Below are 26,985 nucleotides of genomic sequence, written 5' to 3' on the forward strand. Positions count from 1 at the left end.
CCTACGTATTAAAATATAGTATCAATATCTTATATTATTATATCACATTCTTATAAAAAATAAAATTTAAAATATCTAAATAATGCTTAATTTTAGAGGTTTTATACAAAATTAAAAATCACGATACTAAGATTTAATTTCGCAGAAAAATATAGTATAATACTATTGATATTTATTATTACTAAATATAAATTTATTTAAAGGAGATGTTATCTAGAAATGGAAAAAAAGAAAATGGGAATTTCCTATGTATTCCAATTAGCAAAAGATGAGAGAAAAAAGCTACATTTAGGAATGTTTTTATCTGTCATTTCTGCGACTTTATCATTAGTTCCTTATTTTGTAGTTTATAAGATATTACTAATGATATTTCAGAAAAATATTTTGTATACAGAAATTTTAATGTGGGCAGGTATAGGAATTATAAGTGCTGTTTTGCAAGCAATACTAATGTCCTTTGCGGGCATTTTATCTCATACAGCAGCTTTTAACACAATACACAGAATTAAGCTGAAAGTTGTAAATCATATTTCAAAATTTAATTTGGGATTCTTTCAAGAGCATGCCCCCGGAGAAATTAAAACATTGTTGTTTGATGATGTAGATAGAGTTGAAAATTTTTTGGCTCATAGCACTTTGGAATTAGCTCAGGTGGCAGTTGTTCCGGTTATTATGTTCATTTTCATGTTGAAATTAAATTGGATGATGGCACTTGTTATGCTTATTCCTATGATTTTGGGATTAGGAATTCCTATGATGCTAATAAAAAATTATCCGGATATGTCAACGGAGCTATCCGAAGATATTGCTGATTTAAATGCTTCGGCAAACGAATTTATAAAGGCTATGCCTGTAATAAAAATGTATCATTTAACAGCAGAAAAATTTGAACAATATAGAAGCTCATTGAATGCGTATATTACTTGTTGGAAAAAGATGTGTGTGAGTTCTTGCTATCCTTTATCAATAACTTTAGTGGTTTTGGATTCAGCAATCTTATTTACATTGCCGTTCGGAGGATATTTCTTTTTGAGAAATTCTTTATCAGCAACATCCTATTTGCTATTTATTATGCTTACAATGTGCTTTTTTGTTTCGTTCTTAAATATGGTAACAATCTTTATGCAATCTATGGAGCTTGGAAGCGGATTGGATAACATAAAAAAAATAATGGATATGGATGAATTGAAAGACGGAACAAAAATCATAAACAAGAATGAGTGTATGAAAATAGATTTTAAAGACGTTACTTTCAGTTATGACGATGAAGAAACAAAAAATAAAGCATTACAACATATAAATTTATCCTTAAAACCGAATACAATAAATGCTTTTGTGGGACCTTCCGGTGCAGGCAAGACAACTGCTGCACAATTGATTGGGAGGTACTGGGATGTAACAAGTGGAGTAATTAAAATTAACGACATACCGATCAATGAATTAAAAATAGATAATTTGATGGACATTACATCATTTGTTTTTCAAGATGTATTTCTTTTGGAGGACACTCTCTATGAGAATATTCGTATGGGAACAGATACAGATGAAAATAAGATTATTGAGGCTGCAAAAGCAGCACAAATTCATGACTTTATTATGAGTTTACCGAATGGATATCAGACAAGAATCGGGGATCAAGGGGTGAAATTGTCAGGTGGACAGCAACAAAGAATCTCAATCGCAAGGGCAATACTCAAAGATTCTCCAATTATTATTTTTGATGAAGCAACTTCCTATTCAGATATAGAAAATGAGTATCAGATACAGTTAGCACTTCAAAACTTGTTGAAAAATAAAACAATCATTATGATTGCTCATCGTTTGCATACTATTAAGAATGCAGATCAAATTGTTGTATTTGATGAAGGGGAAGTCGTAGAGGTTGGAACACATAAAACTCTTTTAGAAAGAAAAGGGGTCTATGAAAGTATGTGGAATACATACACAAAAGATTACTTTGGAGAGGGGGTAAGTGCAAATGCTTAAGATTATTAGAACACTTCTGAAAGATAAAAAAGAAAAATTGTATTTACCGATTTTTCTAATGGTTATTGATTCGATAGGAAGCATTGTTTTGTATTTAATGCTCTATTTTACCGTTGTTAATATATTGCAAAATACATTAACTAAAACCTTAATCATAGAATATACGGTAATATGTTTCACCAGTATGATTGCAAGGATACTGATTTATAGGCATGCATACTATTTGAGCTTTTCAAGAGGAGCTGAAATGTGTGGAGATATGCGTTTGGATTTAGCAAATCATTATAGGAGTTTGAGCCTTGGTCATTTCCAAAAAAATAGTAGTGGTTATCTATTATCAACTCTTACAAAAGATTTGAGTAGTTTTGAACTGATCATAACGCACACCTTGCCATCGGTTATTAAAACGGCAGTTACAGCAATATTGATTTTATTAGGCACATTTTTTATCGATTGGAAGCTCGCATTATTAGAGTGTTTAGTATTGCTTATCGCATATCCTATGTTGATATGGGGCAACAAATTGATAGAAAAATACGGGGCAAGAAAAAGAAATTTAAATTCTAAGATGATTTCTATTATTTTAGAGTACATTCAAGGTATGAAAGCGTTTAAGTCAGCTAATATGACAAGTGAACATTTTGAAAGAATGATAAATACACTTGAAAATGTTAGAAAGACAAGCGTAAACGCAGAAAAGAAAATGGCGTTACCTACAAGTATGTACTTTATCACAGTTAACTTTTTGCTTCCGATAGTTCTTCTTATAGGAGGATATTTGCTTATAGATGGTAGTGTTAGAACTGAACAGTTTGTGGCTTTTATGCTTATGAGTTTAGCATTATCTGCACTTCTTATTGCCTTTCAACATTCCTATGGACTATTGAAAGATTTGAAATTAGCTGCAAGTAATCTTGAGAAAGCTTATGAAACGAAGCCATTGCCTTATTCTGAAAATGAAGTTGAATTAGAAAATTTTGATATTCAATTTAAGAATGTAAATTTTTCTTATGATAGAAATAAAACGATTCTGAATAATATTTCTTTTGAAGCAAAAGAGGGGACTTGTACAGCTTTAATCGGTCCTTCCGGTGGAGGAAAAACCACAATTGCCAATTTGATTGCAAGGTTTTGGGATGTGAACAGCGGAGAAATTATAATTGGTGGAAAAAATATAAAATCCATAAAACCTGATGTGTTGCTTAAATATGTTAGTCAGGTTTTTCAAGATAATGTACTGTTAACCGATACTGTTTATAACAATATCAGGGTTGGAAAACCTAATGCAACAAAGGAAGAAGTTTATCAAGCTGCAAAATTAGCTTGTTGCCATGAATTTATTTTGAAAATGAAGGATGGATATGAAACGGAAATAAAAGATGGAGGAAGTACATTATCCGGCGGTGAACGACAAAGGATTGCTATTGCAAGAGCGATTCTGAAGGATGCACCAATTCTTTTGTTGGATGAATCTACAGCTTCTCTTGATCCTGATAATGAAGCTAAAATCAATAATGCTTTGGAGCATTTAATGCAAGGAAAGACAGTTTTTGTTATTGCTCACAGATTGAATACCATTAAAAACGCTAATCAAATTATTTTGATAAATAACGGAAGAATTGAAGAACAAGGAAATCATAATGAACTTTATGGAAAAAAAGGACATTACTATGAAATGGTAAATACACAGGAAAGAGCGAAAAAGTGGATGATAAAGGAGAATAGTTATGGAGAGGCTTAGTACTTTGAAAGAAAAGACAAAAGGTAAAGTTGTTGAAATTATTGGTGATACACATTTTCAAAGCAGAATAATATCTATCGGAATAACTGTCGGAAGCGATGTTGAAGTTATCCAGAATTATAAAAAGCAACCTATTCTCATTTATTGTAGAGATACGATGATAGCTGTCAATAAGATAGAGGCAGAGAAAATAATGATGGAGGTGCTTTGAGATATGAAGAAAATAACGATTGCTTTGCTGGGGCAGCCTAATTCTGGAAAATCGACTTTGTTTAATGGGTTGACAGGCTCAAATCAACATGTTGGAAATTGGCCGGGTAAAACCGTTGAGAAAAAAGAAGGCGAATTTTCGTATAAAGATACCAATTATACGATTGTGGATTTACCAGGAACTTACGGATTATCAGCAAATTCAGAGGAAGAAGTTATAACAAGAGAATATATAGAAACCGGGAACGCAGACCTAATTGCTATTATGGCAGATGCTTCACAATTAAATCGAAGTCTATTTATGCTCTCTGACTACATTGGAATAAATATTCCGGTTGTCTTAATCATGAACATGATGGATGTTGCTACAAGTCAAGGGAAAAATATAAATATAAAGGGGTTACAAAAATCCTTGAATATACCTGTCATTCCTATCGTTGCGGCAGATAAAAAGGAATACAAAGAGTTTTATGCTTTTCTGGAGCGTTCAGACAGCGGAAGGATTTTAGCAGACAATAATTTTGAAAGAGCATATGAAAGTGCCGCCGGAGATAAATATAAATTGCTGAAAAATTACATTCCTGATGAAGGGATAGGCGTATTTTCAAAATCATGGATTGTCGGGAAATTATTCGATCAAGATGTGAAAGTAATCGAATTGGTAAAAGATAATGTTGATGAATACAAATTTAAAGAAATAGAGGATATATTAAGAGGCATCAAAAATGGGAATCTGATAACCGGTAATTGCAAATTCGATTGGATAGATAAACTTATCAATGCAAATGTTATTCAGAAAAAGAGAGTATTTAAGAGAAGCAAATTTGATCGTATAGCCACAAGTAAAGCTTTCGGAAAACCTATGGCTATCGGAGTTATCATTTTAGGATTAGTTGCTTCTATGCTCATCGGATTTCCGCTAATGGGGTTATTTGGGTTTGTTATACCTAAAATATCAACATTGTTGGCAAAGGGGCTTGTCGCCATTGGAGTATCAAATTGGCTGATTTCACTTTTGTGTGGAGCCGTAATGACTGCAATTACTTTTGCATTGCAAATGGCAAGTTATGTATTGGGAATTAGCTTAGTATTTGGATTCTTGGAAGATGTAGGATATATGGCAAGAGTTTCCTATGTCTTTGACAACACTATGTCGAAATTAGGATTGCAAGGAAAAGCAATTATGCCGTTCTTGTTAAGTTTCGGCTGTAATATAGGTGGAATCACAGGAACGAGAGTAATTGATTCATGGGGACAGAGGGTTATGACGATTGCATTATCTTGGGTAGTCCCTTGCGGGTCAACATGGGGAGTAGTCGGGCTTGTTACAGGAACATTCTTCGGAAAACAGGCAGTATTTGTGATATTAAGCCTATTTGCAGTTGCTTTTCTACATTTGCTAATCACATATATGATTTTTAGAAAATCGCTTTATGAGGGAAGTGAACATTTTGGAATGATTATGGAACTTCCACCATATCACAAGCCACATTGGAAAAATTTACTTTCTTCTGTAATGAATAGGATGGGAAATGTACTGAAAAGGGCATTGAGTATCATTATCCTTATTTCTGTTATATTTTGGATTCTTTCCTATACGCCTGATGGAAATATAGCTAACAGTCTTATTTATAAAGTAGGAACATTTATAGAACCTGTAACAAAATTGTTTGGGTTACCATGGCAATTATTTATGGCTTTTGTTGCTTCTGCAATGGGAAAAGAATCGGCATTAGGAGTAATGGCATCATTATTTACTTCTTCAGGAATATGGCATGCAGTTGAGGTTAAAGGGGCAGTAGATACCGCTATTCTAAGCAATAATATGTTGACAATGATTTCAAAGCCGGAAGCCTTAGCATTTACTTTTGCCTTTTTCTTCAATATGCCTTGTTTAATGGCTCTTGCAGCTACCGCACAAGAAACACATTCAAAAAAATGGACGATAAAAATTGCAATGTATTATATTTTATCTGCTTTGGTAATATCAGCTGTAGTATATCGTATAGGAATGCTTATATTTTAAAGGAGGAATAAACGTGTTAATACAATTATTGGAACTTCTTAAAGAAAATAGAGTGTATAGTTTGCAAGAATTATGTGAATTAACTAATAGAAATCTTGATGATATAAAAATAGAAATAGAATATCTAGAAAATAATGGTTATATCAGGAAAATTCAAAAAAATACTTATTGTGAAAATAAAAAGTGCAATTTATGCAAGATTTCTATTGAAGATGGTGATTGTTGGGAGATTCTTTGAAGTATTCCATAGACAATTTTTAAATGGTATATATATGTTATACAATTGAGATATTTGCTAGTAAATATAGTTCTTTAACATCTAACTTTGATGAACAAAACTTTTAAGGGGGAATATTTAGTATAAGGAAGAAAGTAGGGAAATAGTATGGGTAAAATATTTTTATTATCAAGAAAAAATCATAAGTATATTTTATGTTTTTCTAAAGCAAATCTGATTTCCATCTTTTACCCTTTTTAAAGTATTAAAAACTGAATATATAGAAAGTCAAAGAGCTTTTAATTGGTTACATTCAAGAGGTCTTCGCATGTCAAAATGTCGAGGACCTCCTTTTTTTATGCTCAAAAATCGAAAAACGAGTTAAAAAAGGAGGACCAAAGTATGTCAGATAATGATAAAGAAAAATACATTTATGTTAAAGGTAAAAAGATCTATGTTTCCGATGAAGTGTATAGAGCATATAAAAAAGAGCTTAATCATGAAGCTCATTTGAAAAGATTAGATAGAAAGCATAAGGTGTTTCATTTTGGAGATTATAATATAAGTGTTGTAGATATTGCAGATAATACAGTTGATGTTGAAAAGATTATTGAAACCAAAATGCGTATAGAAGATTTGTATCGTGCATTAGACAGTCTAAATGACGAAGAGAGAAACCTAATTAAATCACTGTATTTTGAGGATAAAACTCTCACAGAAGTTGCAAAGAAAGAAGATACAAATCCGATGAAAATCAGTAGATTAAGAAATAAGGTTTTAGAGAAACTGAGAAAACTTTTGGATAGGTAAATCAACTAGAGGGCAGGGGAAAATATCTCTGTCCTCTATTTTTTAAAAATTCTTCAAAAAAATATTCAAAAAAGTGTTAAAAATTGTCCTGAAAGTAAGGTTTATATATAGAGGGACTTTTAAAACCTCGTTATATATAGATTTGAACCTTGACAACTGAATAGACCAAGACAGGACATTAACCATTTGTGGAGCTTTATAATTTCTTCGCCATGACTTTTCTGCTGATAAGAGTTTCGGTTTAAATAAATACTCTAGTTAAAAGAAGGATAAAAGAAAACGAGCGACAAAAAGAAATTATATATTCAGCCTAGGAAACTGATGCATTGAAGCAAATGGGGATAATGATACTTCTACAGTTGTTGCCGGCTCATCTTGAAAAGGGGCGGTGGTGAAATTCCAATGTCGTGACCTACACGCCTGTTAATGTCAAAAAACTTAAAGAAATTGAAGATAAGGAGAAGATATTATGTGTGATGAACATAATATAAATACAGAAATGAAAACAGATAAAAAAGATAAACAGATGATAAATCAAATTGATGGTTGGAATATAGAAGTTAAATTTAATGAAAATGGATTTAGTTTAGAAAATTTAGTAGAGGAATACATCAAAGAAAAAATTTCTGTCTATTAGGGGCTGACAAAAAATATAAGGAGCGTTATAATATTTTTGTGGAAGCCTAACCTTGGTTCGATTTATTGTATGTAAATTGAATTAAAGGAGGCTTTTTTATGTTTAAAAACAATTTAGCAAAAGAAAATTTGGCAGTTATGTATTTAAGATTATCAAAAGAAGATGGCGAAAAAACAGAAAGTAACTCTATATCCAATCAAAGAGAAATTATAAACTCTTATGCAAGAAAAAATCAAATTACAATGATCAAAGAGTATGTGGATGATGGGTATTCAGGTGCAAATTTTGATCGTCCCAATTTTAAAGAAATGATAAAGGCTGCCTATGATAGAAAGTTCAATACAATTATTGTAAAGGACTTATCGAGATTCGGAAGAGATTATATAGAAGCTGGAAAATATATTCAAAGAATATTTCCGGACAACGGTATAAGATTTATATCAGTAAATGACAATTACGATAGTAAAAGTGCAGATATAAACGATACACATCTTATACTTCCTATAAAAAACTTCATCAATGACAGTTATTGCAGAGATATTTCCAATAAGGTAAAAAGCTCCCAGAAGATAAAAAGAGAAAAAGGTGATTTCATCAGTGCCTTTGCACCCTATGGATATAAAAAATCAGAAAAGAACAAAAATAAGTTAGTGGTTGATGAACAAGTTGCTAAAAACATTAAAAATATATTTGATATGAAGCTCTTGGGATATTCCTCAAAGGCAATTGCAGATGAACTAAATCATTTAGGAGTTTTAACTCCAAGAAAATATAAAGAAAGTCAAGGATTTAAGTGTAATGGATTTCAAAATACAAAAGGTGGAACTTGGTCAGCAAAGACAGTAAATAGAATTATAGAAAATGAAGTATATATTGGAAATACTTTACAAGGAAAGAGTGTTACTTTAAGTTATAAAAATAAAAAGCAGATAGAAAAAGAGAAAGAAGAATGGATAAGAGTAGAAAATACCCATGAAGCAATTATAAGTAAAGAAGTTTTTACTATTGCAAATACTATGTTAAAAAGAGATTTGAATAATTCTCGTGGAAAGGACAAAATTGATATTTTTACAGGAATGCTTTTTTGTAAAGAATGTGGAAGTTCTTTGATTAGAAGGACTGTAAAGTATAAAAAAAGAGAAGAGATATTCTATATCTGTTCAAAGTACAACAAGGAAAAATCTTGCACAAGACACAGCATAAAAGAAGAAACCTTGATAAAAGCAGTATCTAAAATAATGAAGTCCTACATTGAATTTAATGAAAATCTATATTCTAAAGTTCAGCGTATAGATATAAATAAAAATTTGAAAGACAATCAAATTCCTATACTAAAACGAGAAAAAGCGATGACAGAAGAACTCTTATCTTCCCTATACCTTGACCTAAAAGAAGATGTTATTAGTAAAGAAGAATATCAACTTTTTAGAAAAAACTATACAGAGAAATTGACTAAATTAGATGAAAGTATCGAGTATAGATTAAAAAAACAGGAAGATACTAAGGAGAAGATTGATAAAAATAAGAGTTGGATCATCGACATTAACAAGTATAAAAATTTATCTGAAATAGATAGATTGTCTGTTGTGATGCTTATTGATAAAATTTTTATTTCTGAAGATAAGACGATAGATGTTAGGTTTAATCATACTGAAGAATTGTCTTTACTTGAAGAAATGACAAAAATGGATAAGTCTGACATTAAAGCCAACACTATAAAAAAGAAAAGTATCGATAAAAGCAGGAAGTCAAAAACTATACCCACTGTTATGAATAAAAGTCTTGTAAGCGCTGAAAGTGAGGTATGCTGTGGCTAGAACAAAAAATAGGCATATATCACAATCAGGAACAGAAGTTGGAAAAGTGATTGAAAAAATATACATTGCCGGTATTTATGCTAGATTATCACAGGAAAGAAAGGAAGCTTACAGGGATAAAAGTAATTCACTTGAAATGCAGGAAGAACTCTGTATAAATGCTGCAAAAGAAAAAGATATAAAGATTTTAAGAGTATACAAGGACTATGAGTATTCTGGAACAAATTTTAAAAGACCTGCATTTATTGAAATGATGGAAGATATCCGAACAGGTAGGATAAATTGTATCATAGTAAAAGATATGTCAAGGTTTGGTAGAGAGTATTTAGAAATCGCAAACTATATCGAAAAAGTATTTCCATTTTTGGGAGTTCGATTTATTTCCGTAAATGATAATCTTGATACTAAAGACGGTATAAAATCAGATCAGAGTTATGAAATAGCAATAAAAAATATCTTCAATGATTTATACGCAAAAGATATTTCAAAGAAAATAAAAGCATCTAAAGAAATAAAAATGAAACAAGGGTCTTTTATAGGAGCGATGGCTCCGTATGGCTATAAGGTTGATAAAATTGATGGAAAAAGAGTTCTGGTGATGGACGAAAAGGCAGCAGATGTAGTAAGACTTATCTTTTATATGGCAAGTCAAGGTAAATCCAATATGCAAATAGCAAGAGAATTGACTAAAACATATACGACACCTGATGAATATAAAAGAACAGGTAAAATTTTTAAGGATAAAGAAGATACAAAACAATGGGATATTTCTTATATATCAAAAATGCTTTCTGATGAAGTATATATTGGGAATTTGATTCAAAGAGTATACTCAAATAGACATGATCCAAGTAGGAAAAGTAAGTTTCGTGATAAAGAAGAGTGGATTATAACAGAGAACACCCACGAAGGTTTGATAGATAAAACTACATTTGAAAATATCAGAGAGATAAAGGAGAAAAAACAAAACTATCTACCTTACCATTCACTAAAAAACATAATAAAAGACGGAAAAGAAAATGTTGGAGTAAAAATTCAAAGAGATTATAAAAAAGAAGGAAAGTATGATGACCTCATACAGTGCAGTGTATGTGGCAGATATTTGAAAAAACGATATGGACCACGAGGACTGAAATATCATGATGAGATTTGCTATTGCTATTATTGTAAAGGTGGAGACAGATTAAACTTAGAAAAATCTCATGTAAGAATATACGAAACAGACCTAGACAAAATTTTAGTAGATACCTTAAAAAAACTGGTTTCAAGCTTTTATAAAAAGGATAAAAGATTACGACTAAAAATATATTTAGAAAATATATGTGCTGAAAAGATAAATCAAGTTTCTCTAAAAACAGATGTAAATAATAAAAAGATTGCTTCTCTTAGGATCAATTTACAAGAACAATATGAAAACTATGTTAAAGGAGAGGTTCTTTTAAGTGATTTTAAAATAGAAAGTAAAAAAATAAATAATCAAATAAAAACCTTAAAAAATGAATTAAAAGTTTTTGATGAAAGAATAAGAAATATAAAGAAAAGGAAAAGGGAACTGAAAAAATTCATAGAAGCTCTCTTTTACTGCTTAGATGCTGATAAGAGTATAGAAGTGGATAAAGGATTGGTTGATACTCTCATTAACCATATAGAAATTTCACATAATAAGAAAGTAACCATAAATTTTAAGTTTAATCTTGATAAAGATATAAAAGAGCAGTTGGAGGTAGAGTATGAATAAGGTGGCTATTTATCTAAGACTCTCAGACGAAGATTATAACAAAATGGATGAAAGTATAAGCATAGTAAATCAGAGAGATTATATAAGAAATTATATTGAAAATGAATCATCTTTAAAGAGTTGTGAAATAAAGGAATATGTAGATGATGGGTATTCGGGAACGAATACAAACAGACCTGCATTTTTAAGACTTATTGATGATGTAAAAGAAGGAAGAGTAAAGACTATCATAGTAAAGGATATGTCGAGGTTTTCAAGAGATTATATCTTGCTTGGGGATTATTTGAGCAATATATTTCCATTTTTAAAAATACGATTTATAGCTATCAATGATTGTTATGATTCCATAAACGAAAATGGAAATGGATTAGATATGGATACACAGTTTAAGACATTGTATTATGATTTATTCAGTAAGGAATTATCTGAAAAGGTAAGCAATTCTTTAAAACAAATTAAATCACAGGGGAAAAATATAAATTGGGCAGCACCTTTTGGATATATTAAAGATCCAAAAGATAAACATAGTATCATCATTGATGAAAAAACAGCTTTTATAGTTAAAGAAGCTTTTGATTTAATTTTAAGAGGGTATTCTTGTACTCAAATTGCTAATATTTTTAATGAAAAAGGCTATATAACTCGCTCTGAGCGAAAAGAAGAACTGAAACTTTTTGATTATACTGGAAATTTAATTACTGGAAGTGAGGTAAAGAAAAGAGTTTGGACAAGTGTTTGCATATCACAAATTACAAGAAATGAATTATATACAGGAGATTATGTATATAACAAGTATAAAGAAACAAGAATTGGTAGGCGAAAAAAGATATTACTTCCTGAAGAAGAGTGGAAAGTAATCCATAATACTCATGAAGCAATTATTTCAAGAGAGGTTTTTGATGAGGTTAAGTCAATAAAAGAAAAAAGGAAATTTTATGTTTATACAGGAAAGAAAAATCGCTCTATTTTTTCTGGTAAGATATTTTGTAAAGAATGTGGTAGACCTATGAGTTTTCGATGTGACAGTAGACAAAAGAAGAATTCTGATAAAATATACAAGTATAAAAGTTATTATTGTAATTTATGTAAAGCTGAGAAAAAACCAAACAATATCAAAGAGAAAGATATTATTGAACTTATAAAACCTAAATTAAAAGATTTTAAGATTCACAACACATTAAATAAAGAGAAAGTTATAGAACACAAGAATGTAAAAGAAGAGATTCTAAAGGAAATATCCATATTAAACAGTAATTTACAAATTATCTATGAAAACTATAAAAAGAAAAATATTTCGAAAGAGGCGTATCTAAAGGAAAAATCTCTTATACAAGATAAAAAGATATTATTGGAGAGTAAGTTGAAAGAATTGAAGTCAGAGGAGATTGATTTGAAGAAAGAATTTGATGGTAATTCCTTAGATAAGAATAATTTATTGAAAGCCTATGTAGATAGTTCTATTGATAAAATAGTTGTATCAAGAAGTGGAGAAAGAGAAATTGTAGAAAAATAGATGAATAGCATTAAAAGTAACTCATAATCTCGCCAACTTTAATTTTAATACGCCAAAATAAAAATAATGGCGAGGAAATTTGCGGAAACAAATAGTACTGTTTACTATGAGTTGATAAGGTAAATATTTAGGAACAAAAAAATGATATAATTATAGTTAAAATGAGATATTGTGAGGTGATTTTTGTGTCTAAAATAAATGTGGAAGGATCAGAAATTAGCATTATTGCCATAGATAATAGAGATTATATTTCTTTAACCGACATGGTTAGAAATCTTGAAAATGGTGTGGCACTAATAGAAAAATGGCTAAGGAATTAAAATACAATTGAATTTTTAGGAATATGGGAAGAAATGTATAATGCGAATTTTAATTCCACCGAATTCGAGGGAATTAAAAATGAAGCAGGTTTTAATCGTTTTATTTTATCGGTTAAACAATGGGTCAATAAGACGAATTCTATCGGAATTGTTGCCAAAGCAGGAAGATATGGTGGAACATATGCACATAAAGACATAGCTTTTGAATTTGCATCGTGGGTATCACCTTATTTTAAGCTCTATCTTATTAAAGAGTTTGAGCGCTTAAAAGAAGAAGAACAAAAACAATTAGGTTGGGATATCAAGAGGAATTTAGCTAAGATAAATTACAAAATTCATACAGATGCAATTAAGAATAAACTTGTCCCTGAGAAATTATCAAAGGAAAGAATAAACTATATCTATGCAAGTGAAGCAGATATATTAAATGTAGCTTTGTTTGGAATGACATCAAAAGAATGGCGTGAAAGTAATCCGGAGTTAAAAGGAAATATGAGAGACTATGCTGATATATCACAATTAGTGTGTTTATCAAATCTTGAGAACTTAAATGCTGTTTTTATAAATGAGGGAATGGATGCAACTGAAAGGATAGAAAAATTAAATGCAATTGCTATTGAACAAATGAGGATTCTAACAGAAAGTGAACGTATAAAAAAGTTAAAATAAAAGTTTTGTATATAAATTAGGCGATAGAAATATCGTCTAATTTTATGTAACAATTGCTTGACATTGTAGGGAAAGTCTACATTAGTAAAAATCATATGTGGCTTATACAAAGAAAATAAAGGAAAAATTTTTAAAAAGGATGAGAATTTCAAAACAAAAAACAGGTTAAATGAAAGTCTACTTATTATGCAGGAAGTGAACTGTCAGTTATTCACAGATAGCGTTAAAGATGAAATAGTATTAACATCAAATATTAAAGATGATAATGTTTTAGATACTTGGCTAAAAGATATGGAGTTAAAAAATATCAGTGATAGGAATCCTCACACCTTGTCAGGAGGACAAAAACAGAGAGTAATTATCTTATCCGCTTTACTATCCGACAAGAAAATTCTATTTTTCGATGAACCAACCAGTGGATTGGACTATAGAAATATGAAAATAGTAGCTAAAAACATAAAGAAAGTAAAGGAAGAAGATAAGTTGATTTTAATAATATCCCATGATGTTGAGTTTTTAGAATCAGTTTGTGATAAAGTGATTGATTTTACTTACTTATGAAAATGCATACATTAGTAAATTACAAGAGGGACATATGATAAATAAGCAAGAAGAACGAGAAGTTGTAAATAGTATTTTTCATGATACTCCATAATATAAACTTTATAATATTTTTTTGAGGATTTATGCCTTAGAGCATAAGTCCTCTTTTTATGTTCAAATTAATCATTGAAACTTAAAAATACTATAAAAAATAAAAATTCTGGTTTCCGAAGAGGGCAAATTTCACTTTATAAGGTGAGGGGTATTTTGTCATCTTTCTATAAAAATCAAAATACTTTGAAGTGTGAATATTCTTGAAATTGATTATGTGAGATTAGCATATTTCAAATTTAATTCACTTACCAAGTTAAAAAAATCAACTTATATAGGAGGTTAAAATGCAAGCAATAAAGATTTATAGTATGAGAGTTGCTATGTTATGTAGACTTTATGATCTTAAATTAATTAATGATAAGGAATATACAAAAATAAAAAATAGAATAGAAAATGATTATAAGAAGAGAGATAGAAAGTAGTTAATCTTGTGATATAATAACACTGTAGAAAGATACAAAATGAGAAGACCAGCTATCAAATGTCAAGAAAAAATCAAAAAATAATTAATCTTGTCATTTATGGCACGTCAAATAAGCCTAAATTTTAGGCTTAGAAATTATGAATTATGATAACTAAATATTAGGTACATAAACTTTGTTGTCCCTTAAAACGGCGAATATTATGTTAGTTAGCTTCCTAGCAACAGCTCCAATAGCTGTGCCATGGGCCTTTCCTCTTTGTCTGAGTTTTTGATAATACAAGGATAAGGCAGGATCTTTAAAGGCTGCAACATTAGCAGCAAGCCAAATAGCACGTCTAAGATAAGGAGAACCACGTTTAGATATTTCAGTGTCAGTAGCATTAAAATTACCAGACTGTTTAACAGCAACATCTAAACCTGCATAAGCAATCAACTGATTAGCTCTCTCAAAACGAGAAATATCACCGATTTCTGAGAAAATAGCAGCACCTAAGACATCACCAATATCAGTGATAGAAGTAATAACAGGGCATAAAGAATTAATCATAGAAGAAATTTCATCTTCAATATCAGCTATCTGATCTTAAAGAAAAGAAATTTGAGCAATAATCTGTTTAATTTGAAAAGAAAAAGACTTCAAAGCAAACTTAACACCAAAGGAATTCGAAGCCTTCTCTTGAATTTCTTTAGCCTTATCAATACCAAAGTGCTCCTTACTACACTTAGACAAAAGCTTAGCAAGCTCATCAGCAGGAATAGAAATCATATCCTCAGGAAAAGGGAACTTACTCAAAAGTGCTTTAGAAGCTACACCAAAGACATTAGAAAAAAGTGAAGAATACTCAGGGAAAACCTGATCTAAAATAGCAACAAGCTTTCTTTTCCAATCAGAAGCTTCATCAACAAGAGCAAACCTAAACCTAGAAAGATTTCTAAGAGCAAAAGTATCCTCATCAGAAAAATGAGAAATAGAAAACTCACCAAACCTAAGAATTTGAGCAATAACAAAAGAATCAACAGAATCATTCTTAGTCTGTCTAATATACATCTTTCTAAAAGCATCAGACTGAATAGGATTAATAACAACACAAGAAAACCCTAAATCAATCAAGAAAGAATAAAGAGAAAGCCAATAATGACCTGTAGCTTCCATACAAATAATACAATTGTTATTTGAAAGAGAAAAAGATGAAATAATTCTCTCAAACTTTTCTAAACCTCTAACAGAATTAGAAAAGGAAAAAGGACCAGTAACAAGCTTTCCATTAGAATCAATAATAGAAGCTTCATGGCTGTTCTTAGCAATATCAATACCTATATAAAACATAAAATCACCTAACTCTAATATAAATTTAGATAGAGAAAGACCCTCAGGAACTTTACGACAATCAAACCTCGTTAGACATACAGCAACCAAATGTGTTATCCAGCTCATACTGATAAGGACGTAAAGTAGAGGCGTAACCCTTTCACGGGAAGACAGGCTTCAAGGAGGTGAACTACGACCTCTATCTATACAATTATTATCCCATAAGACAATGGGATTGAGAATAAAATGTAGTGTTTTTACTACATCTCCAATATACGAGGAGGTGCGTGGAAATGACAATAAAAGTGAACAGCGAAAAAAATGTTAACTATAATCAATCAAGTGTTGATTCTCGTTCTCACACACTGAGATCTAATTAATAAAAATCAAATCTTAAATCTTAAATGTTACAAATTAACTATTATATTATGAGGTTAGATGTGAATCTTAAAGTAAATGATACAATTTCGGTATCTAAAATTAACAATAATCAAATCAATATTTATCAAGATAATTGTTTCAAAACTCTTGAATGCGATTACGAAATACTGAATGAGGTATTCAATTTAGTAAAAGAATTTGGCAATAGAGAAAAAATACACAAGAAATTTAGTAAATATTATTCGATAGAGGAAATAGATCAATTTATTAATGTGCTAATTAATGAAGGTATTCTCTTGAGTTCCAAAGAACTTAGCTCGACATACAATCATGAGAAATCTCATATTTTACTTATCTCTGATATGGAGATAGATAAAGAAATTAAAAATATTCTCAATCTTAAAAATATCCCATTCTTTTAAAAAGACTGGGAAATTGATTTGAATTTTTAATTTTCTATGTTATAATTATTAAGAAGATGATAATCAATTTCAAATATTAATTTGTTTTAATAAAATTAAAACTAGAAACGAGTGATTAGATGCTTAACTTAGTAATGGCACCCTTAAATGTTAATTATAAGATTTTTAGGATTAAGTCTCTAGGAGATAGTAATGTAACTGAGTCCCAACCTGGCGAATCTTGGTTTTGTCAAAGATGTAGTTATAAAAGTTGTTAATGAGAACGATGGTAATTTAATTGTATATGTTAAAGATTCAAGAGTTGCAATCGGAAAAGATATAGCGAAAAAAATATTGGCATAGGAGATGTAAGACTTGCAAACTTTAAGAGATGCAGTTGTAGGAAAATACTATATCGTTAAAAAAATCAATGGTTCTGGTCCTTTGAAAAGAAGGATAATGGACATGGGAATTACAAAAAAATTCAGAAATTTACATAAGGGAGGTGGCGCCACTTGGCGACCCTGTGCAAATTAATATTAGACATTATTAACTTAGCATTAGAAAAGCAGATGCTGAATTAATTGCAATTGAAGAAATAGAAAAGAAAGAGGACTAAGATGGCTATCATTATTGAACTTGCCGGCAACACCAATAGTGGTAAGTCAACACTTTTTAACGGCCTCACTGGTTCCAACCAATATGTTGGTAACTGCCAGGGGTAACTGTTGAAAAAAGTCCGGTAAGTATAAAAAAATAAACACGTTTTTATATTACAATGTTATTAATAAAGATAAGTAGAAAGGATGATTAAAATGAGTAGAAAAAAGATTTTGGGATATATTTCTGCTATTATAGGTATCTTGTTAGTGCTTGCACCAAAATTTATAACACCCGTTTGCCCTCCTATGGAAAATGGGATGTTCATGAAATGCCATTGGATGGGAAATATGACTATAGGTATTGGCGCAGTCATTTTAGTATTAGCAATTATTCTTATTGTAGTTAAAGATTCAAAAATATCTTTAGGATTATCTATTTCAAATATAGCAATTGGTATTTTAGAGATACTAAACACTCAAGTGCTTATTGGTGGATGCATGAAAGCCGATATGGCTTGCAGAGCAATAACCATTCCGTTTTGCACATTGTTGTCAGGCATATTGGTTTTAGTTAATATTTATTATTGTATGAAAGAAAGACATTCATAATGGAATCAATAATTGAAACTGAAAATTTAAGCAAGAGTTTCAAAAGAGGTTCTAATACACTTTTTGCTGTTAAAAATGTAAACTTTACCTTGAAGGAGGGAGATTTTGTCAATATAATTGGCAGAAGTGGTTCTGGAAAGTCAACTTTTTTAAATCTTTTGTCTGGTTTATTAAAACCGACTGAAGGTAAAATTTTTGCTAAGGGCAAAAATATAAGTGATTTTTCTGATAGAGAAATTAGCAAATATAGGAATGAAATCATAGGTTTTGTGCCACAAAGTCTAGGAACACTTCCAAATTTAAATGTTTTAGAGAATGTGTCTCTTCCTTATTATCTATTTAAAAGAGATGACTCTGCTTATGAAAAAGCAGCTATGCTTCTTGATGAGATGGGAATTTTGCATTTGAAAGATGATTTTCCTAAAAATTTATCTGGAGGAGAGCTAAAAAGAGTGCTGATAGCCAGATCTATGATTAATTCGCCGAAGCTTTTGATTTTAGATGAGCCTACAAGTGATTTGGATAAAAATACTACTATGGAGATAATGGATTTATTAAAAAAAATAAATTCTAAAGGTACTGCGCTTATTATAGTTACTCATGAGCTTGATATTTTAAAATACGGCAATACACTTTACCAAATGGAAGATGGAAGTTTAATAAAGAAAGGGGGATAGAGATGAATTTATTAAAGAAAATGACTAGCGTTTTTGCAATCATGGTAATCATGATTAGCCTAACTTTAACGCCTGCTTTTGCAGCAGAAACAAATTATGGTAACTGGGTTGAAGTCGCTGATGCTATGTCAGAACATTTAGAAAAAGCTGTGGAAGTTTACAAGCCTGGAGATAAGGATGCTAAAAAAGCAGCCACAGATGCAGTTAATGTAGCTTACTTTAAATTCTATGAAAAAATTGGATTTGAAAAAACAACTATGACTGCAATTTCAGGCCAAAGGGGTTCAATGGTTGAACATCAATTTTACAGAGCAAAAAATTCTATCAAAGAAGATGCAGACCCAAAAGAAGTTAAAGATGAAATTGATGCACTTATAACTTACCTTCATGAAGATGCCCATACTCTTGATGGAACCTCTGGAGATTCTAAGTCCAGTGGTCAAAGTCAAGAAGATGCAAATAGCCTTTCAACAGGTCAATTGTTGGGAGAGCTGCTAAAAAGATTTGGTACATTTTTTGCAGTTCTTGGACTTACACTTCGCGAAGGACTTGAAGCCATTTTAGTTGTAGCTGCCATTGCTGCATATTTATCAAAGACTAATAATAGAATTTATTTAAAAGGTGTATATATTGGAGCCTTGCTAGGCATTGTTTTTTCAGCAGTCCTAGCTGGAGTATTTAATATCATCGCCAATACAGTGGGAGAAGTTGAGTCTGGAATGGGACAAGAAATATTCGAAGGAATTGCGATGTTTCTTGCTGTTATCGTACTATTTTATGTATCCAATTGGATGCTTTCTAAATCTGAAGTTGAAGTTTGGAATAGATACATTAAAAACAAAGTTGAACAATCTGTTTCCAAGGGTAATTATTTTGCCTTATCTTTCACTTCATTCTTAGCAGTAGCAAGAGAGGGTGCAGAACTCATTTTGTTTTTCCAAGGTATGAGAACAGGCATTTCTGAAAATCCAATGCATATGTGGATTGGACTTTTAGTTGCCGCCATAATACTTGCAATTGTATATTATTTAATTGCTAAAGTTTCTGTAAGGCTACCATTAAAACCATTCTTTACATTTACTTCTTGGCTAATGTTTATACTTTGCTTGTCTTTCTTAGGAAAGGGCATAGGAGAATTACAAGAAGCAGATGTAATTGGCAGAACTATAGTTCCTTGGATGAATGGATGGTCTGCTGAAGTTATAGGTATATACGATAGGTATGAAAATCTTATTCCACAAATTATTCTATTAGTAGTAACCATTGTTTCTGTTATCTATCAAAATAATAGAAACAAAAAAATTAGAGCTGAGCTTGAAGCCAGCCAGGAAAATAAATAGGAGGATATTATGTTAAAAAAGAAAAATTTATTTCCTGTTGTTATGACACTTGTGTGTGTATTAATGTTTACAGCTTGTGGTAAAAAAGAAGATACAAAAGCTAATAATACAGCTAATACTTCTACTGAAGAAAAAGCACCAGCTGAAGAAAAAGCACCAGCTGAAGAAAAAGCACCAGCTGAAGGAAACAAGAAAGAAGCAGGAGATGCAAAAGCTGCAGCTCCAGGAGAAGATGCAGGATTTGAAGAATTTCCAATTGGCGATGACCAAACTAAAGGACCTTTAGTAATCTCTGGTGTATATTTCCAACCAGTTGATATGGAACCAGCAGGAAACTCAATTCCTAAAGAAGAAGCTGATTGCCATATTGAAGCTGACATTACAGCATCACAAGAAGGTTCAACATTAGGTTATGGTGTTGGTGATTTTGTTCCATGGTTAAAAGTAAAAGCTTATTTACAAAAGAAAGGTTCAGACCATGTTCAAGAAGTAGCTTTCATGCCAATGAACGCATCTGATGGTCCACACTATGGTGCAAATGTTAAATTTGACGAAGGTGTTGGCGTTTATGATGTAAAATTCGAAGTAGCTGCACCAGGCAATGACTACTTACTACACGTAGATAAAGAAACTGGTGTAACAGGTAGATTCTGGACAGAACCACTTGTTGCAGAATGGACTGACTTCGAATGGAACGGACCACAATGGTAAAGTTTTAAAAATTTATAATATTTATAAGGGGAATTTATGTTCCCCTTATATACATTTATGGGGGGTGAAATTATTTTAAAAATTTTTATTAAAGTTATGGAGGCGGGAATAGCCTTTTCTCTAATGATCTCTTTAATACTTGCCTATTATACAACTAAAGAAAGTAAATATAAAAAGTATGTTATTATAATTTCTTTAGTTTTAGGGGTAATTGCAGCAATTGTTTCAATAATTATAAGAAATATACCTAATTTTATTAATAGAACAGAATTGAATTTCTGGTCTATGGTACCCATAGTTATCTCAGTATTTTTAATATTAATTTTTATGATATTTGAAGATAAGATAAATGCTAAAATTTATGATAATTTCATTTCATCATCGGTTGTTGTTTATCTTGTAGGAATTTGTTTTTATTATTTACCGTATGTATTTAACCAATCAAACAAATTTGTATATTATGGCGAAAGTGCTGTTTCAACTATTGTACTTTTTAGGATTTTAGGCTTTGTTTTTGGAATAATCATGATGATTTTATCAGGACTTGCCATATATAAGTCTTCAGTTAAACTTGAAGGTAAAAACTTAAAGATTATTGTTTTTTTGAGCTTGGTATGTTCGGGTATCAGCCAATTTAATATCATAATTCAAAGGTTTTATTCTAAAGGGATTATTCCTAGAAATGTTAACTTTTTTAGAGTTATTGCATTTATAGCTAATCACGAAAATGTGTTTTTATTTGCAACAATGCTAATTATGATAGCTATTCCAGTAATTTTATATAAGCAAAATATTAAAGTTAATGAAGATTATAGCAATAGGGCTCAGTTAAGAAAAATAAAGTATAGAATGAAGAATAAAAAACATTGGGCGATTTTTTTCCTTGTCGTTCTATTTATTAATACTTTTTCATTAACGGTTGGAAAGGCATATTCTAATAAGGAACAGGCCCTTTCACCACCTGAAGATTATCAAACTGAAAATGGAATGATTGTTATTCCTATAAGCAGCTTAGAGGATATGCATTTGCACAGATATTTGTATAAGGCAAAGGATGGTGTACAAATGAGATTTTTCTGCATTAAAAAATCAGAAGGTTCCTATGGAGTTGTACTTGATGCCTGCGAGATATGTGGTCCATCTGGATATTTTGAAAGAGGCGATGATGTTATTTGTAAGTTGTGCGACGTTGTAATGAATAGGGGTACAATAGGTTTTAAGGGTGGATGTAACCCGATACCTTTCCCATACATTGTCCATGATAAAAAGATAAAGATTGCGCAAAAAGATCTTGACGCATTGTCTTATGTATTTAAGTAGGAGGGCTTATGTTTTGGAGAATAGTTAAAGGAGCGCTTTTTAGACAAAAGGGTAAGATGGCTCTTATTGCATTTACAGTTGCCCTTGGAGCTTCTCTTGCCACTTCAATGTTAAATACCATGCTCGGTGTTGGAGATAAAGTTAATCAAGAATTAAAGACCTATGGAGCAAATATTAATGTATTGCCAAAGGAAGCTTCCCTTCTTGATGATTTGTATGGCATGCAAGAAAAAGAGGGGCAGGTTCAAAAATATTTAAAGGAATCAGAACTTCCTAACATTAAAACTATTTTTTGGGCTTACAATATTGTAGACTATACGCCATATCTTAACACTTGGGTTTCTTGTAATAATGATTCTAAACATACTAAGATGGTAGGAACATGGTTTAATAATCATATGAATTTGCCTACTGGAGAATCGGTTGATACTGGTATGATTAGACTTAAAAACTGGTGGGAAGTTCAAGGCGAGTGGTTATCAGAAAATGATAGCGATTCAGTTATGCTTGGAAAGATTTTTGCAGATAGAAATGGATTTAAAGTTGGTGATGAAATCCAACTAAAAAGCAATAATTTAGATAAAAAATTAAAAGTTAAGGGTATTTTCTCATCAGGTTCTGATGAAGATGCATTTATATATTCTACTTTAAAAACAGCACAAGAATTTGCTGGAGTTACTGGAGTTGTAAATAAAGTTGAAGTATCAGCTCTTACTACACCAGACAATGACTTAGCAAGAAAGGCTGCCAGAAACCCACTATCTTTAACTATTAAGGAAAGGGAAGTATGGTATTGTACAGCTTATGTATCTGCTATTTGTTATCAAATAACAGAAGTAATGACTGATTCTGTAGCTAAGCCAATTCGCCAAGTTGCAGAAAGTGAAGGAGATATTTTAAATAAGACTACACTTCTTATGGTTTTAATTACAGTATTAACTTTGATTGGTTCAGGCTTTGGTATTTCTAATCTTATTACAGCATCTGTAATGGAAAGATCTAATGAAATTGGACTTCAGAAAGCTATAGGGGCGTCAAATGGAAGGATAATTTGCATAATTCTTGTAGAAATAATTTTGACAGCGATATTTGGAACAGTTATAGGTTACGGTGTTGGTCTGCTACTTACTCAGATTATTGGTCTAACAGTTTTTGGCTCAGCAATAGCTCCAACAGCTATGGTAGTTCCTATTGTAGCAATACTTATTATTCTTGTTACAATATTGGGGTCAATACCAGCTATAAGATACCTTTTGAATTTAAATCCTACGGAGGTACTACATGGCAGATAAACAAAGTAAAAATAAATTTTACTTAAAAATGATAATGACTTCCTTGGCAAGGAGACGTGCAAGAATGTTAACAGCACTACTTGCTATAGCTATGGGAGCAACAATTATTTCAGGACTTGTTACTATTTACTATGATATTCCTAGACAAATGGGTAAGGAGTTTAGGTCTTATGGTGCAAATATGTTGGTAATTCCCACTAACCCTGATAAAAAAATCACCAATGAACAGTTAGATGAAGTTAAATCGTTAATTCCTTCGGGAAAGCTTGTAGGTCAGGCACCTTATATTTATACAAATGCAAAAATTAATGAACAACCTTATATGCTTGCAGGTACAGATTTAAAGGGAGCGAAAGAAAATTCTCCATACTGGCTTATTGACGGTTCATGGCCTGAAAAATCGAGAGAAGTTTTAATAGGTAATGAAGTTTCAAAGGCTTTGGGATTAAAAGAGGGAGATAAAATTATCATAAATACTCCCAAAGTTAATGGAGAAGGTTCTATAGATACTAATTTTGTTGTTTCAGGAGTTGTAACAACAGGTGGTAAAGAAGAAGAACTTATTTTTATGAGTATTGATGATATTTCACAGCTTGTTAAAGACAAAAATTTTGATGTCGTAGAATATTCAATAGAAGCTGAACAAAATGAACTTTCAAAAATAGTATCAAATATTTCACAAAAGGATGGATCTCTAACTCCACAAATGGTAAAAAGAGTTACCGCCTCACAAGATATAGTTTTGAATAAATTACAAGCTCTTGTCTTCATTGTAACGATAATAGTATTATTCATAATGATGATATGTGTATCCACAACAATGATGGCAGTTGTAACTGAAAGGCGTAAAGAAATAGGTCTTAAGAAAGCTTTGGGCGCCACAAATTCGTCAGTAATTGTTGACTTTTTAGGTGAAGGAGCATTTTTGGGGGTTTTTGGTGGACTTTTAGGTGTTGCATTAGGATATATATTTGCCAATAGAGTAAGTATTTCGGTATTTGCTAGAAAGGTAAGTTTCTTGCCTCTTTTAGTACCTATGACAATTATTGTCTGTATAGTAATAACTATAGTTGCATCTTTAATACCAGTATCTAAAACTGTTGATATTGATCCAGCTTTAGTGCTTCGTGGAGAATAGAAAGGAATTTTATGGACATATTAAAACTTGTAGATGTTTCAAAAATTTATGGTGAACTTAAAGCCCTTGACAAAATCAATTTAAGTGTAGAAAAGGGCGAATGGATTTCTATAATGGGTCCATCAGGTTCTGGTAAAACAACAATGATGAATATTATTGGTGCCATGGATAAACCTTCACTTGGTGAAGTTATTTTGGATGGTGAAGATATAGCAAAAAAATCACCTAAGGAACTAACAGCTATTAGAAGGGATAAGATAGGACTTATTTTCCAACAATTTCATTTAGTTAATTATTTGAGTGCTTTGGAAAATGTAATGATGTCACAATATTATCATTCTATGCCAGATGCACAAGAAGCAATGGAAGCTTTGGCTGCAGTAGGTCTTGCTGATAGAGCCAAGCACTTACCCAACCAATTATCAGGTGGGGAACAACAAAGAGTATGCATCGCTAGAGCTCTTATTAATCATCCTGCAATACTTTTAGCCGATGAACCTACAGGAAATTTGGATGAAAAGAATGAATATATAGTTCTTGATATATTTAAAAAACTTCACAATGCAGGATCAACAATTATTGTTGTAACTCACGACCCTGAAGTCGGTGAAGAATCTGAAAGAATGATAACTCTTGATCATGGTAAAATTTTAAAAGAAGAAAAAATGAAAAGAAAAAGACCAGTTCTTGATTCTGTAAAAAAAGATCAAAAACTTAAGGAGTTTATATGAGAAAAATTTTAAATGTATTAATATTTTTTTCTTTGGGGCTTGTCCTAGTTGCTTGTGGAGGAGATAAAAAAGAAGAAGCTCCAAGCGTAAGCTATAAGGACGGCACATATCATGGAGAATCTGCCAAAGATGAAAGAGGCGGACTTGTAAAGGTGGATATAACTGTTAAAGACAATAAGATTGAATCTTGCACAATGCAAAACATTGATGGAGATGGAAAAGAAAAGGATGAATCTTATGGTCAAAGCCAAAATGAAGGACTATATAAGATAGCCCAACAAGCTATAAATCTTGCAAAATCATACCCAGATAGATTAGTGGAAAAAGGAAATCCTGAAGGAGTGGACGTTATTTCGGGGGCAACAGGAACTTACAAGCAATTTATAGAAGCTTGCAATAATGCTCTTGATGGTGCAAAATAATGAAAGATTTATACACAATTAATTTGGCAAAAAAAAATATAGAAAATAAGAAGACAAGATCAATTACCTTGATTTTTCTTGTAGGAATTTTAACTTTTATTTTATTCATGTCATCATTTATAATTTTTTCTCTTGAAAATGGCATGAAATCTTTATCAGATAGAATGGGAGCAGACATTATAGTAGTTCCAGAAGGTTATGATTCTAAAATTACAGGTGCAATATTAAGGGGAGAACCTAATACATTTTTTTTTGACAAGGACATATTAAGTAGAGTAAAAAAAATACCGGGCATAGAAAAAGCTTGTGGCCAAGTTTATCTAGCTACACTTTCTGCTGGGTGCTGTTCTTTTCCCATTCAAGTTATAGGAATTGACTTTTCTGATGACTTTAGCGTTAAACCTTGGCTTGAAAAACAGATTAAAACTCCAATTAAAGCTGGGCAAGTTGTTGTTGGTGCTAATATTGTGGGGGATATTAATCATAAGGTTAAATTTTTTAATCAAGAATTTGATATAAGAGGTAGGCTTGCAAAAACGGGCATGGGTTTTGATAATTCAGTTTTTATGACAATAGAAGAAACTCATAGATTAGCCAAGGAATATGAAAAGATAATTAATCATCCGGTGGCAAAAAAAGATGATATATCTTCTATTTTAGTAAAAGTTGAAAAAAACAAAGATCCAAAAACAATTCAAAAACTTATTAAAGAAGAATTTAAAAAAGAAAAAGTGTATCCTTTATTGCCAAGAAAAATAATGACACAAGTTTCAGATTCAGCAAAAAACATGCTTATATATGTGTATATATTGATAGCTTTGATTTGGATACTAGCTTTCTTTATTTTAAGTCTTGTAAATACCTTATCAGTTAAGGAAAGGAAAAGAGAATTTGCAACCATAAGGATATTAGGAGCAACAAAGAAAAAACTCAGAGAAGTAGTTCTTGTTGAATCTATGCTAATTAATGGTACAGGTGCAGTCATAGGTTCTGTGCTTTCCTTTGTTTTAAGTATAACTTTCAATAATGTATTTTCATCAATTTTAAATATGCCTTTTTTAAGACCGAATATATTCCTTATGATTCTAATGTTAATAATAGTAATAATTTTGGGAACCTTGTTAGGACCAATATCTTCAATTATTGCTATTAATAAAATAAATAAAGTAGAATTATTATTGATGCAAAGAGATAATGATTAAAATAGGCTATTTGTCAAATTTTGGGGAGACTTGTTAACTCGAGTCTCTCTTTTCATTTAAAAATAAATACTTAAACGCTAATAGA

23 protein-coding genes and 5 pseudogenes are annotated in these 26,985 nt (G+C 31.0%); 27 read left to right on the forward strand and 1 reads right to left on the reverse strand.

Annotated elements, in window-relative coordinates:
• The first annotated feature begins 219 nt into the window (after window positions 1-219).
• The 13 genes and pseudogenes from HMPREF1630_RS08110 to HMPREF1630_RS09570 all read left to right on the forward strand — a co-directional run bounded on the left by HMPREF1630_RS08110 (window position 220) and on the right by HMPREF1630_RS09570 (window position 14,763).
• Window positions 220-1,986 carry an ABC transporter ATP-binding protein gene (locus HMPREF1630_RS08110; protein WP_037328662.1) on the forward strand — a complete coding sequence of 589 codons (1,767 nt, stop codon included), beginning with the start codon at window positions 220-222 and terminating at the stop codon, window positions 1,984-1,986.
• The gene (locus HMPREF1630_RS08115; protein WP_037328663.1) at window positions 1,979-3,727 is read left to right on the forward strand and encodes an ABC transporter ATP-binding protein; all 1,749 of its coding nucleotides are present in this window, start codon (window positions 1,979-1,981) and stop codon (window positions 3,725-3,727) included. Before HMPREF1630_RS08110 ends, HMPREF1630_RS08115 begins: the two co-directional genes overlap by 8 nt.
• On the forward strand, window positions 3,714-3,938 hold the full coding sequence (locus tag HMPREF1630_RS08120) for a FeoA family protein (protein WP_002416391.1): 225 nt from the start codon (window positions 3,714-3,716) through the stop codon (window positions 3,936-3,938). Before HMPREF1630_RS08115 ends, HMPREF1630_RS08120 begins: the two co-directional genes overlap by 14 nt.
• A gap of 3 nt (window positions 3,939-3,941) precedes the next feature.
• Window positions 3,942-5,963, forward strand: coding sequence for a ferrous iron transport protein B (feoB, locus tag HMPREF1630_RS08125; RefSeq protein ID WP_037328667.1), 2,022 nt, complete (start codon window positions 3,942-3,944; stop codon window positions 5,961-5,963).
• A gap of 13 nt (window positions 5,964-5,976) precedes the next feature.
• The gene (locus HMPREF1630_RS08130) at window positions 5,977-6,201 is read left to right on the forward strand and encodes a FeoC-like transcriptional regulator (RefSeq protein ID WP_002841646.1); all 225 of its coding nucleotides are present in this window, start codon (window positions 5,977-5,979) and stop codon (window positions 6,199-6,201) included.
• Between the two features lie 381 nt (window positions 6,202-6,582).
• Window positions 6,583-6,990 (forward strand): sigma-70 family RNA polymerase sigma factor, encoded by a 408-nt coding sequence (locus HMPREF1630_RS08135; RefSeq protein ID WP_037328670.1) that lies wholly within the window; start codon window positions 6,583-6,585, stop codon window positions 6,988-6,990.
• Window positions 6,991-7,459: 469 nt separating this feature from the next.
• Window positions 7,460-7,627 carry a hypothetical protein gene (locus tag HMPREF1630_RS08140; RefSeq protein WP_004838473.1) on the forward strand — a complete coding sequence of 56 codons (168 nt, stop codon included), beginning with the start codon at window positions 7,460-7,462 and terminating at the stop codon, window positions 7,625-7,627.
• 98 nt (window positions 7,628-7,725) lie between these two features.
• A complete protein-coding gene (locus HMPREF1630_RS08145; protein WP_037328674.1) occupies window positions 7,726-9,444 on the forward strand; it encodes a recombinase family protein in 1,719 nt (572 codons plus the stop codon).
• On the forward strand, window positions 9,437-11,182 hold the full coding sequence (locus HMPREF1630_RS08150) for a recombinase family protein (RefSeq protein ID WP_037328678.1): 1,746 nt from the start codon (window positions 9,437-9,439) through the stop codon (window positions 11,180-11,182). Before HMPREF1630_RS08145 ends, HMPREF1630_RS08150 begins: the two co-directional genes overlap by 8 nt.
• Window positions 11,175-12,695 (forward strand): recombinase family protein, encoded by a 1,521-nt coding sequence (locus HMPREF1630_RS08155; protein WP_037328680.1) that lies wholly within the window; start codon window positions 11,175-11,177, stop codon window positions 12,693-12,695. Before HMPREF1630_RS08150 ends, HMPREF1630_RS08155 begins: the two co-directional genes overlap by 8 nt.
• A gap of 185 nt (window positions 12,696-12,880) precedes the next feature.
• Window positions 12,881-13,684: pseudogene (locus tag HMPREF1630_RS08160) on the forward strand (KilA-N domain-containing protein).
• An 81-nt stretch (window positions 13,685-13,765) separates the two neighbouring features.
• A pseudogene (locus tag HMPREF1630_RS08165) lies at window positions 13,766-14,245 on the forward strand (ATP-binding cassette domain-containing protein); the annotation flags it as partial.
• Window positions 14,246-14,625: 380 nt separating this feature from the next.
• Window positions 14,626-14,763 (forward strand): hypothetical protein, encoded by a 138-nt coding sequence (locus HMPREF1630_RS09570; RefSeq protein WP_004838640.1) that lies wholly within the window; start codon window positions 14,626-14,628, stop codon window positions 14,761-14,763.
• Window positions 14,764-14,916: 153 nt separating this feature from the next.
• Here HMPREF1630_RS09570 and HMPREF1630_RS09790 read toward each other — a convergent pair.
• Window positions 14,917-16,092 (reverse strand): annotated as a pseudogene (locus tag HMPREF1630_RS09790) (IS110 family RNA-guided transposase).
• A gap of 422 nt (window positions 16,093-16,514) precedes the next feature.
• On the opposite strand from HMPREF1630_RS09790, the gene HMPREF1630_RS08175 reads away from it, so the two are divergent.
• The 14 genes and pseudogenes from HMPREF1630_RS08175 (at window position 16,515) to HMPREF1630_RS08235 (ending at window position 26,900) form a co-directional block, all read left to right on the forward strand.
• The gene (locus HMPREF1630_RS08175) at window positions 16,515-16,877 is read left to right on the forward strand and encodes a hypothetical protein (RefSeq protein WP_037328683.1); all 363 of its coding nucleotides are present in this window, start codon (window positions 16,515-16,517) and stop codon (window positions 16,875-16,877) included.
• Between the two features lie 243 nt (window positions 16,878-17,120).
• On the forward strand, window positions 17,121-17,219 hold the full coding sequence (locus tag HMPREF1630_RS09680) for a FeoA domain-containing protein (RefSeq protein ID WP_231549539.1): 99 nt from the start codon (window positions 17,121-17,123) through the stop codon (window positions 17,217-17,219).
• 12 nt (window positions 17,220-17,231) lie between these two features.
• A pseudogene (locus HMPREF1630_RS09685) lies at window positions 17,232-17,475 on the forward strand (FeoA family protein).
• A gap of 1 nt (window position 17,476) precedes the next feature.
• Window positions 17,477-17,610, forward strand: a pseudogene (locus HMPREF1630_RS08185) (FeoB small GTPase domain-containing protein); the annotation flags it as partial.
• A 61-nt stretch (window positions 17,611-17,671) separates the two neighbouring features.
• Entirely contained in the window at window positions 17,672-18,067 is a 396-nt protein-coding gene (locus HMPREF1630_RS08190) for a DUF4418 family protein (protein ID WP_037328686.1), read from the forward strand.
• Window positions 18,067-18,744 carry an ABC transporter ATP-binding protein gene (locus HMPREF1630_RS08195; protein ID WP_004827299.1) on the forward strand — a complete coding sequence of 226 codons (678 nt, stop codon included), beginning with the start codon at window positions 18,067-18,069 and terminating at the stop codon, window positions 18,742-18,744. Before HMPREF1630_RS08190 ends, HMPREF1630_RS08195 begins: the two co-directional genes overlap by 1 nt.
• A gap of 2 nt (window positions 18,745-18,746) precedes the next feature.
• Window positions 18,747-20,084 (forward strand): FTR1 family iron permease, encoded by a 1,338-nt coding sequence (locus HMPREF1630_RS08200; protein ID WP_004827301.1) that lies wholly within the window; start codon window positions 18,747-18,749, stop codon window positions 20,082-20,084.
• A gap of 9 nt (window positions 20,085-20,093) precedes the next feature.
• On the forward strand, window positions 20,094-20,795 hold the full coding sequence (locus HMPREF1630_RS08205) for an iron transporter (protein WP_037328689.1): 702 nt from the start codon (window positions 20,094-20,096) through the stop codon (window positions 20,793-20,795).
• A 57-nt stretch (window positions 20,796-20,852) separates the two neighbouring features.
• Entirely contained in the window at window positions 20,853-22,115 is a 1,263-nt protein-coding gene (locus HMPREF1630_RS08210) for a DUF2318 domain-containing protein (protein WP_004827303.1), read from the forward strand.
• Between the two features lie 8 nt (window positions 22,116-22,123).
• A complete protein-coding gene (locus HMPREF1630_RS08215; RefSeq protein ID WP_004827304.1) occupies window positions 22,124-23,407 on the forward strand; it encodes an ABC transporter permease in 1,284 nt (427 codons plus the stop codon).
• Window positions 23,397-24,545, forward strand: a complete 1,149-nt coding sequence (locus tag HMPREF1630_RS08220) for an ABC transporter permease (RefSeq protein WP_004827305.1) — start codon at window positions 23,397-23,399, stop codon at window positions 24,543-24,545. Before HMPREF1630_RS08215 ends, HMPREF1630_RS08220 begins: the two co-directional genes overlap by 11 nt.
• Before the next feature lie 11 nt (window positions 24,546-24,556).
• Window positions 24,557-25,276, forward strand: a complete 720-nt coding sequence (locus HMPREF1630_RS08225) for an ABC transporter ATP-binding protein (RefSeq protein ID WP_004827306.1) — start codon at window positions 24,557-24,559, stop codon at window positions 25,274-25,276.
• Complete coding sequence (locus HMPREF1630_RS08230) at window positions 25,273-25,698, forward strand: FMN-binding protein (protein ID WP_004827307.1); 426 nt, start codon at window positions 25,273-25,275, stop codon at window positions 25,696-25,698. The genes HMPREF1630_RS08225 and HMPREF1630_RS08230 overlap by 4 nt, the downstream gene beginning before the upstream one ends.
• A complete protein-coding gene (locus tag HMPREF1630_RS08235; RefSeq protein WP_004827308.1) occupies window positions 25,698-26,900 on the forward strand; it encodes an ABC transporter permease in 1,203 nt (400 codons plus the stop codon). The genes HMPREF1630_RS08230 and HMPREF1630_RS08235 overlap by 1 nt, the downstream gene beginning before the upstream one ends.
• The last annotated feature ends 85 nt before the right edge of the window (window positions 26,901-26,985 follow it).

The organism is Anaerococcus lactolyticus S7-1-13 (genome assembly GCF_000758765.1).
Classification (GTDB): Bacteria; Bacillota; Clostridia; order Tissierellales; family Peptoniphilaceae; genus Anaerococcus; species Anaerococcus lactolyticus.